13 protein-coding genes are annotated in these 14,542 nt (G+C 60.3%); 3 read left to right on the forward strand and 10 right to left on the reverse strand.

The window, feature by feature from the left end; all coding sequences use genetic code 11:
• Window positions 1-515 (forward strand): aminotransferase class V-fold PLP-dependent enzyme (locus AOQ71_RS00130; RefSeq protein WP_162268289.1); only part of this gene is annotated, 515 nt, incomplete at its 5' end.
• Between the two features lie 197 nt (window positions 516-712).
• On the opposite strand, the gene AOQ71_RS00135 is transcribed toward AOQ71_RS00130, so the two are convergent.
• The 5 genes from AOQ71_RS00135 to AOQ71_RS46570 all read right to left on the reverse strand — a co-directional run bounded on the left by AOQ71_RS00135 (window position 713) and on the right by AOQ71_RS46570 (window position 5,033).
• Entirely contained in the window at window positions 713-1,717 is a 1,005-nt protein-coding gene (locus AOQ71_RS00135) for a substrate-binding domain-containing protein (protein WP_057740290.1), read from the reverse strand.
• Between the two features lie 54 nt (window positions 1,718-1,771).
• Entirely contained in the window at window positions 1,772-2,854 is a 1,083-nt protein-coding gene (locus AOQ71_RS00140) for an ABC transporter permease (RefSeq protein ID WP_245316576.1), read from the reverse strand.
• A gap of 10 nt (window positions 2,855-2,864) precedes the next feature.
• Window positions 2,865-3,605, reverse strand: coding sequence for an ATP-binding cassette domain-containing protein (locus AOQ71_RS00145; RefSeq protein WP_057740296.1), 741 nt, complete (start codon window positions 3,603-3,605; stop codon window positions 2,865-2,867).
• 255 nt (window positions 3,606-3,860) lie between these two features.
• Window positions 3,861-4,670: an SDR family oxidoreductase gene (locus AOQ71_RS00150; RefSeq protein WP_057740299.1), complete on the reverse strand. Its 810-nt coding sequence runs from the start codon at window positions 4,668-4,670 to the stop codon at window positions 3,861-3,863.
• A gap of 75 nt (window positions 4,671-4,745) precedes the next feature.
• Window positions 4,746-5,033 (reverse strand): hypothetical protein, encoded by a 288-nt coding sequence (locus AOQ71_RS46570; RefSeq protein WP_205668178.1) that lies wholly within the window; start codon window positions 5,031-5,033, stop codon window positions 4,746-4,748.
• 140 nt (window positions 5,034-5,173) lie between these two features.
• On the opposite strand from AOQ71_RS46570, the gene AOQ71_RS00160 reads away from it, so the two are divergent.
• Window positions 5,174-6,040, forward strand: coding sequence for a MurR/RpiR family transcriptional regulator (locus tag AOQ71_RS00160; protein WP_057740305.1), 867 nt, complete (start codon window positions 5,174-5,176; stop codon window positions 6,038-6,040).
• Window positions 6,041-6,123: 83 nt separating this feature from the next.
• Here the strand turns inward: AOQ71_RS00160 and AOQ71_RS00165 are convergent, their stop codons facing one another.
• The 4 genes from AOQ71_RS00165 to iolD form a co-directional block, all read right to left on the reverse strand.
• The gene (locus tag AOQ71_RS00165) at window positions 6,124-7,194 is read right to left on the reverse strand and encodes a Gfo/Idh/MocA family protein (protein ID WP_057740310.1); all 1,071 of its coding nucleotides are present in this window, start codon (window positions 7,192-7,194) and stop codon (window positions 6,124-6,126) included.
• Window positions 7,195-7,238: 44 nt separating this feature from the next.
• Window positions 7,239-8,213 (reverse strand): Gfo/Idh/MocA family protein, encoded by a 975-nt coding sequence (locus AOQ71_RS00170; RefSeq protein ID WP_057740315.1) that lies wholly within the window; start codon window positions 8,211-8,213, stop codon window positions 7,239-7,241.
• A gap of 97 nt (window positions 8,214-8,310) precedes the next feature.
• Window positions 8,311-9,210, reverse strand: coding sequence for a myo-inosose-2 dehydratase (gene iolE, locus AOQ71_RS00175; RefSeq protein ID WP_057740319.1), 900 nt, complete (start codon window positions 9,208-9,210; stop codon window positions 8,311-8,313).
• Window positions 9,211-9,216: 6 nt separating this feature from the next.
• Window positions 9,217-11,088, reverse strand: a complete 1,872-nt coding sequence (gene iolD, locus AOQ71_RS00180) for a 3D-(3,5/4)-trihydroxycyclohexane-1,2-dione acylhydrolase (decyclizing) (protein WP_057740324.1) — start codon at window positions 11,086-11,088, stop codon at window positions 9,217-9,219.
• A gap of 172 nt (window positions 11,089-11,260) precedes the next feature.
• On the opposite strand from iolD, the gene AOQ71_RS00185 reads away from it, so the two are divergent.
• Window positions 11,261-12,391 carry a Gfo/Idh/MocA family protein gene (locus tag AOQ71_RS00185; protein ID WP_057740328.1) on the forward strand — a complete coding sequence of 377 codons (1,131 nt, stop codon included), beginning with the start codon at window positions 11,261-11,263 and terminating at the stop codon, window positions 12,389-12,391.
• 1,281 nt (window positions 12,392-13,672) lie between these two features.
• Here the strand turns inward: AOQ71_RS00185 and AOQ71_RS00190 are convergent.
• On the reverse strand, window positions 13,673-14,002 hold the full coding sequence (locus AOQ71_RS00190; protein WP_057740332.1) for a hypothetical protein: 330 nt from the start codon (window positions 14,000-14,002) through the stop codon (window positions 13,673-13,675).
• Window positions 14,003-14,542 lie beyond the last annotated feature (540 nt).

Here is a 14,542-nt window from a genome sequence, read left to right on the forward strand (position 1 = left end):
TGGAGCGGCTCGGCGATCCTCCCGTTTTGAGCCAAGTCGGTTCGAGCTGGACAGGGATCGACAGCTACGCCACGCGCGCCGATGCGCGACGCTTCGAAACCTACGAATTTTCGGTCGCCGGCAGGCTCGGGCTGGGTTCGGCCATCACGCACGCGCTGCAGCACGGGATCGAGAATATTCGTGACCTGATCCGCGCGCGCCTTGTCCGTATCCATGCCGGTCTAACGGCCATTCCGGGCGTGACCGTGTTCGAAGACGATGCGGCCGAATCCGCGTTCCTCACATTCACGACCGACGCTCTCGTGCCGGCCGAGCTGAACGACTATCTCGCCGAAGCTAACATCGCGGCGGCGGTGGTCGATCGCGACTATGCGCGGGCGGATCTCGAGGCACGAGGCCTCGAGGCCGTCAATCGCGTCGCACCTCACGCCTACACCAGCGAGGAGGATATCGACCGCTTTCTCGACGCGGTCTCCGTCGCCTCGCGTCGAACCCGCTGGCGCAATGCAAGCTGACGGCTAAAACGTCAGTCGGAACACTGCATGGCCTAGCGCTCCCCCGGGAGCGACATCAGGCTCTCAATGTCCGCAACCCCGTTTCCTTCGCCAGCTCCCGAGAGATCAGCAACATCGCCTGCTTGCGCGAACGACATCGCTAGGCCCGCTCAGGCTGGCGGCGGGCCAGCTCCCCAGCCCGCTGCCGTCCATCGAAACTACTTTGCGATGCAGGTATCGACGTTCTTGGAAGTGCAAACGTCAAGACCCGTATAGGTCGGATCTTTAGGAGGAGCCTTGCCTTCCTTGACGTCCTTCAAAGCGAACATGGTCTTGTAGCCCATCTCGAACGGACGCTGCCCGACTTGGCCGAGCGACAGCCCCTCCTTCATCTGATCGATCTGAACCGGCAGCGTATCGGCAACCACCAACGCCAAGTCCTTCTTGCCGATCTTGTCCTTGAAGGGCGCAACCGCAGCGCGATTAGCGTCCGGCACGAATTGCGGGAAACCGCCCGTCGGCGTGAACGCGTCCAGGCTCGGGTTCTTTGCCATAATGTCCTGGAATTGCTGCACCGACAGAGGGAAATCGTCGTTGGTGTAGAGCGGGCAGCCCTCGATCTCCTTCCAGCCATTCTGTCCGGTCAGCCGCTCCCCGGGCGATTGGGCGGATTCCTTGCCTGAGAGCGTGTCACGGATACCCTTCATGCGCTCGTTGTGGTTGGCTGCAGCTGCGCCGCCGGACTGGATACAGATCGTGCCCCCCTTCGGCTTGATGGTCTGCACGATCTTGGCGATGTTGACGCCGATCTCGTAGTTGTGGGTGCCAATATAGGCAAGGCGCAGATCCTTGTTCTCGGGGAGAACGTCGGAGTCCCAGGTCAACACGGGAATGCCCGCGCCCTTGGCGGCCTGCAGCGCAACGGCCATCGCCGCCGCGTTGGCCGGTGCCACGGCAATGCCGTCCACCTTCTTGGCCACAAGGTCCTGCACGATCTGCACCTGCTCCTCGCCGCCGCCATGCTCTCCGGGGCCGATATACATGCACTGGAACGCGCCCTTGGACTCGGCTTCCGCCTTCTTGCAGCCGTCCCGCGCCTGATCGAAGAACGGATTGTTCATGTTCTTGGGAACGAGCGCAAAGGTGAACTTCTGCTGCGCGCTGGCCTGTCCTCCCAAGAGCGCTGAAAACGCCACGGCGGCCATCAATAAATGCTTATGCACGTTCTCCTCCCTTTTTGTTAACTCCAAGTCTCCGACCTTATTGCCATCGGATTTCTAACTACGCTTCCAAACAATCCACTCGCGGATCGCAGCAAGAAGCGACGTCCCGCTCGTCTGCATGCCGAGCAGCACGGCAATGACGATGAACATGCCAACGAACGCGCCTTGCCAGTTCGAATCGATGCCGGCCATCAGAAGCGCGTTGCGAATGACCTCGAGGAACGCCGAGCCGATCACGGCGCCGAAGGCGGTCCCATAGCCGCCCATCAGGTTGGCGCCGCCGATGACCGTGCCGGCGATCACGCGAAGCTCGTAGCCGGTGCCCATCGCGTTGATGGCCGAGCCGCTGTAGCCGAGGAGCAGCAGCGAAGCAATGGAAGCCGTGAATGACGAAAACAGGTAGGCTTGAAACTTGATCCAGTCGACCGACACGCCGGTCAGGCGCGCGGCGTTTTCGTTGGAGCCGAGCGCATAGAGGTGGCGCGCCCAGGCCGTGAATATGAAAACGGCGCCAAGAATGAAGGCAAGGATCAGCATCACCCAAAAATGGGATGAGAGCTCGGGAATCCAGCGTGGAGCCCAGCCAGCTGGCGCATGGAGCGGCCACTTCGCCTGGCCGATTGCCCTGACGATCGGCGCGTCCGGACCAAACTGGTAGAGCATCTGGTTGCCGGACAGTACCACGGCCAGCGAGCGCGCGATCGACAGCATGCCGAGCGTCACGACGAAGGACGGCATGCCAACATAGGCAACGAAGAAGCCGTTGAAGGCTCCACACGCCAGTCCCGCGAGGAGTCCGGCTGCAAAGGCGACATACCAGGAATGATGCCAGGTCAGCAGCAACCCGGTGACAATGGCAACGAGCCCCATCACCGAGCCGACAGACAGATCGATGCCCCCCGTGATGATGACAACAGTCATGCCAAGGCTCATGATCGCAAGCGGAGCGAAGTTGCGCGTGATGTTCGTGACGTTGTCGGTTGTGCCGAAGCTCGGCTCCAGCCAGGTCATGAAGATCACCAGAGCCAGGAGTGCGGCTGCGACCCAGATTGCCTGATTGGCCACTAGGCGCTGGAAGGTGGTCTGCTCGCGAATGCTGACGACATCACTGATTGCGGCGTGTGTCTCTTCTATCACTTTGGCAGAACTAGGCTTCACGGATCGCCCCCGTAATCAGGCCGGTGATCTGCTCCGGCGAGGTCGTCGCGGTTTCCTTGTCGGCCACCTTTGAGCCACGCCGGAGCACAATGATACGGTCGCAGACGGAAAACACGTCAGGCATGCGATGGCTGATCAGCATCACCGATACTCCGCGAGACTTGAGCCGGCGGATAAGTTCGAGCACCTCGGCGACCTGTCGCACAGAAATGGCGGCTGTCGGCTCGTCCATCAGGACGAGCTTGGCATTAGACAGCCGGGCCCGGGCAATCGCAACAGCCTGGCGCTGCCCCCCCGACATCTTCTTCACGAGGTCCCGGGGACGCGTTTCCGATTTGAGCTCCGCGAAGAGCTCGCCGGCGCGCTCGATCATCGACTGCTTGTCGAGGATGCGGAACGGCCAGAAACCCTTCTTGATTTCGCGTCCGAGGAAGACGTTCTCCGCGGCCGTGAGGTTGTCGGCGAGCGCGAGCTCCTGATATACAACTTCGATGCCCTCGGCCCGGGCCTCGACCGGCCTGTGGAAATGGCATGTCTTGCCATCGACGACGATGGCGCCCTCGGTCGGCGGGAAGTTTCCGGCAATCAGCTTCACCATAGTCGACTTGCCGGCGCCGTTGTCGCCCATCAGCCCGACCACTTCCCCCGCATCAACCGAAAAGCTGACATCGGACAGCGCCCGAATAGCACCGAAGCTCTTCGAGATGCTTCGCACATCGAGCAAAGCCACGCGTTCCCTCCATGCGGTGGCGGCTCTATCCGGCCGCTTCACATCGCTCTTTTTGCAACCAATATTGCATACCCTGCAATCCTGCAACACCTATTTCACATGCTGGCGAGGGCTCTTGCATGGACGCTCATGGCGGCTTGGCCGGAATGCGTGGACATCGCAAGTGTAGGAAGACCACGTCCAGCTTGCCTGGCACGATTCCGTCCACGCCGTCGCCCGCTTGTAGCAGAGAAAAGCCATTGGCCTCGAATCGTCTCAGAGCGGCGCTTCCGGGTGCGGTGACGCGTCATAGGCGCCCCAGATGCTTTGATCGAAGTTGATCGTGGCCCCCGTCATCATTCCAGACTCATCGCAAGACAGGAACGCAACGGCGCGCGCCACCTCGGTGGGATCGAGCAATCGGCCGAAAGGCTGCCGCGCGGCGGCTTCTTCGAGCCAACTCGCGGACCGGCCATGGTAGACCTCCTGCGTGTTGAGCTCGCCTTCTGAGGCCATCCAACCAATGTTGAGACCGTTCACACGGATGCGGTTGCGCAGCAGCGCATGGGCAGTATTTCGCGTCAGCGTGTCGAGCGCGCCTTTCGATGCGCAATAGGCCGCAATGAAGGACTGGCCACCCATCGCCGACATTGAAGAGACGTTGACGATCGTGCCCTGCACTTTATCGCGGCGCATCAGCTTGATCGCGTCCTGCATCAGAAAGAACGGGGCACGCGCGTTGACGGCGAAGATCTTGTCAAATAATTCTGGGCTTGTATCGATGATGGTGCCGCGGCTCGTATCGCCCGCAGCATTCACCAAGGCGTCGACGCGCCCGAAGGCCCTGTCCGCCTCCGCAACGACTCTGGCGCAATCCTCGGTCTTCGTCAGGTCAGCGCGCACAAATACCACGGCTGCGCCCGTGGCTGTGGCGATTGCATCGGCCTTTGCTCGCCCCTTCGCCTCGTCACGACCGCACGTGACGATGCCCTGCGCGCCGCGCTCGGCGAAGAGTTTGGCGATGGCGGCACCGAGACCCTGGGTCCCGCCCGTGACAATCGCGATCTTTCCATGCATCGAAGTCATTTGGATTCTCCAAGAGTCGGTCTGAGCGCTGCTCGGCGTGTCGCTGCTGCTGGACACCAAAGGCCCCCTCAAGGTTCACGCGATATTGCGAACTCCGGCCTTCTTTCCGGTCCTGCCGGACTCGACGGCTGCCTCCGCGAGCATGAGCGCGCGGTATCCGTCGTCGAATGTCGCTTGGGACGGCGCAGCGTCGCGAACGCCGGCAATGAACGCCGACGAATGTTCGATTTGCTTGCAAGAGTTATTGCGGATATGCATAAGTGTCAATAACTGTTCGCCGGCGCTGTCGATGATGTGCTCCGCCGCCAGGGATGGTGATGCGAGGGCGCGCGAGTCTCTTTGGTCCTTGACCCGTCCGGTCAACGGCCAGGCTGTGCAGCTGGATACTCGACCAAATGCCGACGCCCTGGCGCTTGCCGACTTTTTGGAGAGGACAACGTTCCGAACGAGAGTGAAGTTGTCAGTATCCGCACACGATGAAACCAGTGACGAGAGCACCTTAAATGCAGGGCGTGAAGACACCGGAAGACTATGAGGAATTGATCCGTGTCATCCACGATCGCCATGATGACATGAGCAAGTCTTATCAAAAGATCGCCGTTTATCTGACCCAGAACCCGAATGATGTCGCGGTCCTGTCGGTAAACGCAATCGCCGATCGCTGCGGCATCCACGCCTCAAGCTTCGTGCGCTTCGCCCAGTCACTTGGCTATGAAGGTTTCAAGGAGCTGCAGGCCTTATTTCAACGGCGCCTGTCAACCGCCGCCCCGGGTTTCGAGGCCCGCATCAAAGCTCTGGACATCGAGTTGGGTGCCCGCACCGATCGTAGCGAAGTTGGTTTCCTGCGCGACTTGGTGGTTCGGGACATTGCCTCCCTTCAGGACATGCTCGCGGACATTTCGCCGAAAGCTCTCTCGGACGCGGTCACCCTCCTTGAAAAGGCCGATTCCGTTTTTCTGATCGGGCAATTGCGTTCGGCACCTGTCGTCGAATTCCTTCGTTACATATTGACCATGCTGGGAAAGCGCTGCGTTTTGCTCGACGCAGGCGGCGGACTCGCGACACACATCGGGCGCACAATCCGCAAGAAGGACGTGCTCTTGGCGGTATCGTTCCGGTTCTACGCCAACGAGGTCGTCAATATCGTGGACGAAGCCGGGCGCAATGGGATTCCCATCATCGCGATATCGGACAGCACACTGTCTCCGCTGGCAAAGAGTGCCCGCGTTCTGTTCGCCGTCCCAGAGCATGAATACACGTTTTCGCGTTCCCTTGCCGCTCCGATGTGCCTTGCCCAGGCCTTGACGGTGGCGCTGGCAGCAAGACTACAGAAGGACATCAACCCGCGGATCCCAACAGTTACTAGTTAATAAAACAACTCGAGCTGGCTTGCGGTGGCTTGTCACGTTCTCGACTTTCGTCATCCGGCAAGGCCCGAACGGCACGCAGCGCCTCACAAAACAAGTCGCCGATCGGTTGCTGGGATCATCCGCACCATGTCGGGCGTTGGATGGCGGCCACGTGGAGGAGATGCAATGGATTGTGGCCGTCCGGTCAGGGCCGCTTTTTCAACTGCGACCAGCGCACGCAAGTCCGCCAGGCCCTCCTCGCCATCAGCCTCCGGCGGCGTTCCACGCTCGATGCAATCTGAAAAGTATTCCGCCTGTGCACCAAAGTGGTCGGTCTGCGGAAAGGTGATTTCTCGGACATCGCCGTCGCGGCGCAAGCGCAGTTTTGTTGCAGTCTCGAACCTGAAGCCGGGGTCGAGTTCGAGATCGCCCGACGTTCCGACGACCCGATAAGTGTCTACGGCATTGGCCCCGAAGCTGGCGATGAATTGCGCCAGACCGCCAGAAGGAAAACGCAGTAAGGCTGCGACGGATGCTTCCACTTCGCGAAAGCGCGGGTCATCGATCGGTCGGTTGACCATCGCCATTGCCTCGATCGGCTCCTCGGCAAAGATGTGACGAGCCGCATTGACGCAGTAGACGCCTACGTCCTGGAGCGGGCCACCCCAACTCGCAGCTTTAAGTCTGTGGTTGCCTGCCGCTGCCTGGAAGCTGAAAATCGATTGAAAGAAAAGCGGTTGGCCGATCGCGCCGCTGCGAATGTGCTCGAGAACCGCGACGGTTCCGGGTTCGTGGTGGAGCCTGTACGCCGTCATCAGAAATACGCCGGCTTCACGCGCGGCGGCGATCATGGCGAGAGCATCCTTTTCACTTGTGGCCAGCGGCTTCTCGACCAAAACGTGCTTGCCGGCTCGAGCTGCGCGAATTGCGTAGTCTGCATGCAAGTCGTTGGGCAGAGCAATATACACTGCATCGATCTCAGAGCTTCTTAGAAGCGCATCGTATCCGTCATAGTCGGCGATCCGGCCGACACCATAGAAATCCGCCAAACGGGCGGCCTTGTCCCGATCGCCCGTCACGATCGCGCTGACCTTTGAGTTTGCGGACTGCGCAACCCCTGGCAGAAAGGCTTGCTGCGAAATCCAGCCCGCGCCGACAACTGCATACTTGATCATCGTTCCCTCTCCCGGGTCCAGCGGGTAACGGCGTTCGCTCGCTATCAATCATACAGCGGAGGACGCGGTCCATATTTCAGGGTTGCCACACCCCCTCCGGCGAGTGCCTCAGCGACTTGCTCCGCAATGGCCGAGGCGACATAGCCATCCCATGCGCTCGCTCCGACTGAGGCACCGGTTTTCACTGCGCTGACCCAATCGGCCATCTGCCTGCGGTATGCCTCTTCGAACCTAGGCACCCAATTGTTCGGATACGAAAGACCACCAGCTCGGTCCCTGTTCAGCAACGTCAGCGATGCCGGAGCCAGCGATATCGTGCCTTGCCGACCTACCAACTCGACATGGACGTGATAGCCGTAGCTGGCGTTTACGAAAACCTCAGTCGAAACAATCTCGTCCTTGTCGGTTTTCATCATGATCATGAGGGGTTCGCCGCCCGGCCCCGCTTCTACGTGCGCAGAAACCATCTCCGATCCCAGGAGCCAACGACTAACGTCGATCTCGTGAACGAACGAATTCGTGATGGCCATCGGGCCGTTGAACCAATCCGGCGCGCGAGCATTGCGGTGCACGTTGTGCAATAGCACGGCCCTACCCAAGTGACCGGCGTCTTTGACCCGCTTGATCTCCCGATAGCCAGGGTCAAACCGGCGCATGTATCCGACCTGAATGAGCCTACGTCCCAAACCGACTTCTGCCTGCACCACGTCCAGGGCATCAGCTGCTGAAGACGCCAACGGCTTTTCGCAGAGAACCGGCTTGCCCGCCGCGATGCATGCGCGTGTTAGCGACGCGTGTGTCGAATCGGGAGATGCAATCACGATCGCGTCGATCTGATCCGACGCGATTAGCGATTGAGGATTCGAAAAGACGGTTGCTCCAGAGGCAACTGCCTGCGCCCGAGCCACGTCCGCATCAAAAATCCCCGCAAGATGAGCGCCGGGGGTCTCATGTCGGAGTATCCGAGCATGCTCGGCGCCCATCACACCTGTTCCGATGACTCCTATCCCGATGCTCATTTCACCTCCACACCCAGTCTCGTGCCAATATTGTCCCGCCAATCCAGGGCAAGACCGGAGCGGTTCCTGGAATGCGGCGACACCGGATCCGTGCGGCTCATGGTACGACCTCATAACCGGCCGACGCCATCAAGCGGATCAGTTCCGCGTGCCCTTTCCTGGCCATTTCCAACGGCGGACTGATCCTCGGGTCCTGCTCCGCTTCGACGACGAACCACCCCTCGTAGCCATAGGACGCGAGGCGGGCGATGATCGCGACAAAGTCGAGCGAGCCATCGCCTGGCACGGTGAACGCCCCTTTCACCACCGCGTCGAGGAAACTATCCCGCATCCGGTCGAGTTTCTCAATGACGCCGCTGCGGACGTCTTTGGTATGCACATGACTGATGCGGGAATGATGCTTGTCGATCACACGCAAGACGTTGCCGCCGGCAAAAGCCATGTGGCCTGCATCGAACAGCAGCGGTAACGCCTCTCCCGAATTCGCCATGAGCAGGTCGAGTTCAGGTTCGGTCTCGATCGCTGCAGCCATGTGGTGATGGTAGGCGATCGGCATTCCCTGCCCCGCGCACCACTCGGCGAACGCCGTCATCTTGCGTCCATAGGCCTTCATCTCCTCGTCCGAGAGCCTCGGTTTGGTAGCGAGCGGCGCGGAGCGATTGCCCTGAATCGAACGCGCAGTTTCGCCGTAGACGATGCAGGGCGCCTTGGCCGCAATGAAGAAGTCCATCTGGGCGCGAATGCGGTCCTTCTCTCGCTCGATGTCGCCGTCAAGCAGAAGGCCGGAGAACCAGCCGCCGCACACGGAAATCCCAAACCGGGCGAGTATCGGCCCGAGTTCCGTCATGTTCATTGGGAAACGCCGACCGGTTTCCATTCCCGTGAAACCGGCGACACTGGCCTGACGCAAGCACTCCTCCAGACTCACGTCATCGGATAGCTCCGCAAGATCGTCGTTCCACCAGGCAATGGGGGCAATTCCAAGTTTCGCTTTCATGGCTCATCACACTCCGATGCGCTGCTTCGCGCGGATAGCTTCTTGTTGCTTGCGCGCACTTCGAACCGCCTCGCGCGAGGATACTTCGGGGACGCCGACGTCCCAGTCGGCGTCGCCAGGAACCCACGAATACGCATCCGAGGCGATCGTAAGCACCGTGGTGCGATCGTTGCTTTTGGCCCATTCGAGCGCTGCGACAAGGTCGGCAAGGCTCTCGCAACGCCGTGCAGCCGCGCCCATGGACTCGGCGTGCTTGGCAAAATCAACGTGAGGAGGATTGTCGCGATTCTGAACTCGACAATCGGTCAACAGATTGTTGAAGCCTGGCACGCCCTTGAATTGTTGCAGCCGGTTGATCACTGCGAATCCGCCATTGTCACAAACCACAACGATCATCTTGTGGCCGCTCAGAACCGTCGAGTAGATGTCCGAGTTCATCATCAAGTAGGTGCCGTCGCCGACGATCACGATGGGCGTGCCGCCGAGCCCGCCTGGCCCGGAATTGGCCATTGCATGGCCCCAACCGGCGGCGATCTCGTAGCCCATGCAAGAGAAGCCGAACTCGAGATCAAATGTATTCGGCGCCTTGATGCGCCAGCCCTTTGTCACTTCTCCCGGGAGACCGCCGGCAGCCGAAATCAAGGTATCTCTCTCGCCGGCGGACGCGTTCACCGCCTGGACTATCTGCGCGTAGGTCGGTACGGGAGCATTGCTGGCGGCCTGCAATGACTCGAGCAGTGCGTCCCATTCTCTGAAGAGCATCTGGGCACGCGTCATGTGGGCGGGGTCGACTCGCCACGCACCGAGCTCCGCATCCAGCTCTGCAACCGTCTCCCGCGCATCGCCTACCACCGCTAGCGCACGATGCTTCACCGCATCGAACCTGGCCGCGTTGATCGAGATGAAGCGCGCGTCCGGGCTGAAAGCGGTCCACGAACCCGTCGTGAAATCCTGAAGACGCGTTCCGATCGCAAGGATCACGTCGGCTTCGGCTGCTAGCGTGTTCGCTGAGGTTGAGCCGATAATTCCGATCGGGCCCGCATGGGCCGGGTGATAGTGGGTCACGGCGCCCTTGCCGGCGATCGTCTCCAAAATAGGAATTCCACGCTTGACCGCGAAATCCGCGACGACCTCTCCCGCCAGCGAGTAGCGCACGCCGCCGCCGGAGATGAGGATCGGCTTCTTCGCGGCCTTGAGCAGCGCGGCTGCCTCCGCGAGTTTCTGACGGTCGGGACGCGCCCGCGGAATGGTCCAGGTTCGAGATTCGAAGAATGCCTCGGGGTAGTCGAATGCCACCTCCTGTGTGTCCTGGGGCAGAGCGAGAAAGGCCGGACCACAATCGGCCGGATCGAGCATCGCGGCCACCGCCTGTGGAAGCGAAGAAATGATCTGGGCGGGATGGGTGATCCGATCCCAGTAGCGTGTGACCGCCTTGAAGGCGTCGTTTACGGTAACGGTCGGGTCGCCAAAATGCTCAACCTGCTGAAGAACCGGATCGGGCAGCCGGTTGGTGAACGTATCGCCAGCTATGAGAAGAAGCGGCAAGCGATTTGCGTGAGCTGTCCCCGCTGCCGTCACCATATTCAGCGCGCCGGGGCCAATGGACGACGTCGCGACCATGATTTGCCGCCGAAGCTTGCCCTTGGCAAAACCGACGGCTGCCAACGCCATCGACTGCTCGTTCTGCCCGCGCCATGTGGGCAGACGATCCTGCACAGCCTCCAGCGCGTCGGACAGGCAGGTTACGTTCCCATGACCAAAAATACCGAACACGCCGGCGAACAGTGGCACGCGAACACCTTCGATCTCGGTGAACTGCTGACTCCGCCATCGCACCACGGCCTGGGCCATGGTGAGTCGGATTGTGGCGCCTGTCATGTGATGTCCTCCCTCGACAGTTTGAGAGAAACATAACCTCCTGCATTAAATATTGACAATAATATTTTTTAGCAACAACTATTGCCAATGACGGCAACGTCGACGACATCCGCCCTGGACTTTTTCGCTAGTCGCCTCAACTCCTACCTCGTCGTGATCAGGGATTTGCAACATGACCAAACCGAAGCTTCGCATCGGTCTCATCGGTAGTGGCTTCATGGGCAAAGCGCACGCTTTCGCTTACTCCATAGCCGCGCGTGTGTTCGATCTGCCTTTCGAACTGGAACTGCATACGATCGCGGACATCAGCGACGAGGCGGCAGCGAAAGCAGCCTCAGCCCTGGGCTTCGCGCGCGCGACCTCGGACTGGCGCTCGCTCGTCGTGGACCCAGCCATCGACGTTGTGAACATCACCACGCCCAACGCGCTCCACAAGGAAATGGCCCTGGCCGCGATTGCCGGTGGCAAACATGTCTACTGCGAGAAGCCACTGGCTCCGCTTGCGACAGACTCCCGCGAGATGGCCGAGGCCGCTGAAGCCGCCAGTGTAAAGACACAAGTCGGTTTCAATTACCTTTGTAACCCGATGCTGCAACTCGCGCGCGACATGATCGCCGCCGGAGAACTCGGCGAATTACGCGGCTACCGCGGAGTCCACGCCGAAGATTACATGGCAGACAGCGCCGGACCCTTCACCTTCCGGCATGATCCGGCTGGTGGCGGCGCGCTGGCCGACATTGGCAGCCACGCGTTGGCAACGGCCGAGTTCTTAGTGGGTCCGGCCGCCGGACCGATCACCGGGGTCATGGGAGATTGCGTGACGATGATCAAGGAACGTCCCGACGGCAAAGGCGGTCGCAGGCGCGTCGAAGTCGACGATGTCGGGCGAGCCTTCCTCCGTTTCGCGAACGGCGCCTCCGGCTCGATCGAGGGGAATTGGATTGCGACCGGGCGGAAGATGCAACACGATTTCGAAGTCTATGGAACCAGAGGCGCCCTCGCCTTCAGCCAGGAACGATTCAACGAGTTGCATTTCTTCTCGACCGATGACCGCCGCGGCCGTCAGGGATTCCGCCGGATCGAGGCGAGCCCGGACCATCGGCCATACGGCTTGTTCTGCGTTGCACCGGGCCATCAGCTTGGCTTCAATGACCTGAAAGCGATCGAAGCTGCAGGGTACCTTGACGCTATCGCCGGACGTCAGCCGGAGCCATTCAACTTCCGCGCTGGCCTGCGCATCCAAACGCTCGTTGAGACGATTCACGCCTCGAGTCGCGCCGGCACGTGGAAAAACGTTCCTTGAGTGAGCCTTTAAGCGTCTTCTCGACGTCCTGGTCGACGAACGACTCCATCGATTCATAACCAGATGCTGGCGACCACTTGCACCACCCGCGTCGAGGGCGGCAGATCGGGCTGCTAAGAGGTGATGTTCAGGAGAATAATCAAGCCGCGGGCGCCAGCAGGAAACAGCTTGAAACCGAGGTCGATCACCCCTTAGCTCTTCGCGATTGAGCCTTCATCCGAACGCCTTCGGATCAACACCGGCAAGTGGCGTCCGGGCAGGCTCGCCTCGAAATTCACCTCAAGGCTCTGCCTGCAGGACGCTTTCCCCTCGCACTGCAACCCTGGCTACTTGCGCTCCCCGCATAAGCTTTGGGGACACGCGGAGTGTCCTTGCACCCGCCCACGCGCTCTCTGGCGTGGCTCCCCGGTTGCACCCAAGCTGGCATGCTCTTTGCGGAGCCAGCCAATCTCCGTCGGTCCTGGAAGGGAGCCGTTTCGCGATGAAACAGAAATCTCGAGTCCCAAAGCCGCGCAGGCCCACTCTGGCACACATGGTCTCCGATTTGGTGAGATTGCTTAAAGCAATGGAGGACCTAGAGAGGCTGAGAGAGAAGGTCCGGCTGGCTGAGAACAACCAGAGACCCCATTGACGCTCGCCCGAACTGATTTCCATCCATCCTCGTCGTGAGGGGCTACGGGGTACTTCAGTCGCTCGCCGCCACCCGTAAATTTCCCAATATCGCACGCGTCGAGCTCATTCGATCATTTCGAAATGAGATCGTCGAAGCCAAAGGAATGGACTGAGGCTGAGCGGAAGCGGCTTGCGTGGCTGGCGCGTCGTCGTGTCGTCTCGGAGATCGCGATGGCGCTGGGTCGGCACGCCGGATCCGTGAGGCGAATGGCGCGCGTGATGGGGCTCATTCTGAAAAAATAATCTTGCCTACCGTCTCGCCTCCTCCTTTGCACTCGCGCCTTGGATGCAAGAGCATGTGCCGATTGGCACTCCCAGTCATCGGCATTTGGCTATGGCTAGCGCCCCCACGGACGACGTCGCCGTGTGGGAGTTGGGTCACGAGCGGCAATGCTTCTGACTGATCGTAGGATTTCCCGCTTGGTCGTCGAAAGCTGGCGTCCGCGACTTTATGAGCCTCGCCTAGGCGACACTGCGCGTCGCGGTGCAGCCTGCGGCGCGCCGGATTGCGTCAAGAGCTCGTCCCACAGGGGGAAGCGAGCGCCGGCATTCGCCTACGCGACGGACCGCCACCTCTCGCACGGCAGATCAGCGAGATCTGCTCAGGGGTCACTTGGAGGCAACGGTCTCCTTGAACAGCTCAACCTTGCCGCTCGTGTTGTCTGTCACCGCAAAAACCTCGTATAAATCAATCTGCGGCTTCATGCCGTAGCGTTGGATGATGCCGTCGAGCCAGGGCCCGGTGTAGAATGCCTTGGCGTCCTCAATGCCCTCCCACTGGTACACGCCGCCTGCCCAGCCGCTTTGGGACCAGACGAAGTGCTTACTGATCAGTCCCGTCACCTCGCGGAAGTTGGGTGCGATCTTATGAAAGTGCTCGCGACACGTGGCGTGGTCGATCTGCGACGGCAGTTTGTATCGTACAACGGCGGTAATCATGCGACCTCCTTGTAAGGATGCCCTCACTCGATTGACATTCCCGCGAAAGCAAGTGAAGCGGGAAGCCGACATGGATCAAAAGTACAAAGCCTAACCAGTAGTTTCCGTTCTGCTGCGGCCAGCCGACTATCCCAGATCATGCCGACTAGCGTTAGATCGCGTCGCTGAATTCACGCAACGCTGGCTCCATGCTGGTGCGTACGCACGATCGAAATTTCGATCATCTACCCCCCCGATCGCGATTAAATGCGACAGGGCTGCCGTGAGTAGGTCAACACGATTGACAAGAGCCTTAGTCGCCTCGCCGCTATCGCCTTCCAATTTTTTGCGTTAATGTGAACGTCTTCACACCTGTGTAGCAGACGGGCTCGGATGATGCCCATGGAGAGGTGAGCTAAAGCCCCGCAAAGCGCCGCCCGGTTCTATTCCATTCACACGCGAGTTTGGGAGCGACAAATGGAAAAGCGCGAAATTGGCAACAGCTTAACGAAAGATCTGACCGAAGCGAAGCGGGGCACCTTGTCCCGCCGCTCGGTGCTG

It is taken from the genome of Bradyrhizobium manausense (genome assembly GCF_001440035.1).
GTDB lineage: Bacteria > Pseudomonadota > Alphaproteobacteria > Rhizobiales > Xanthobacteraceae > Bradyrhizobium > Bradyrhizobium manausense.

Bases quoted from the DNA above. Each gene is read 5' to 3' on its own strand.
- AOQ71_RS00160 (WP_057740305.1), top strand. From the start codon at position 5,174: ATGCAGGGCGTGAAGACACCGGAAGACTATGAGGAATTGATCCGTGTC.
- AOQ71_RS00165 (WP_057740310.1), bottom strand. From the start codon at position 7,194: ATGATCAAGTATGCAGTTGTCGGCGCGGGCTGGATTTCGCAGCAAGCC.
- AOQ71_RS00190 (WP_057740332.1), bottom strand. From the start codon at position 14,002: ATGATTACCGCCGTTGTACGATACAAACTGCCGTCGCAGATCGACCAC.
- AOQ71_RS00170 (WP_057740315.1), bottom strand. From the start codon at position 8,213: ATGAGCATCGGGATAGGAGTCATCGGAACAGGTGTGATGGGCGCCGAG.
- iolE (WP_057740319.1), bottom strand. From the start codon at position 9,210: ATGAAAGCGAAACTTGGAATTGCCCCCATTGCCTGGTGGAACGACGAT.
- iolD (WP_057740324.1), bottom strand. From the start codon at position 11,088: ATGACAGGCGCCACAATCCGACTCACCATGGCCCAGGCCGTGGTGCGA.
- AOQ71_RS00185 (WP_057740328.1), top strand. From the start codon at position 11,261: ATGACCAAACCGAAGCTTCGCATCGGTCTCATCGGTAGTGGCTTCATG.
- AOQ71_RS00150 (WP_057740299.1), bottom strand. From the start codon at position 4,670: ATGACTTCGATGCATGGAAAGATCGCGATTGTCACGGGCGGGACCCAG.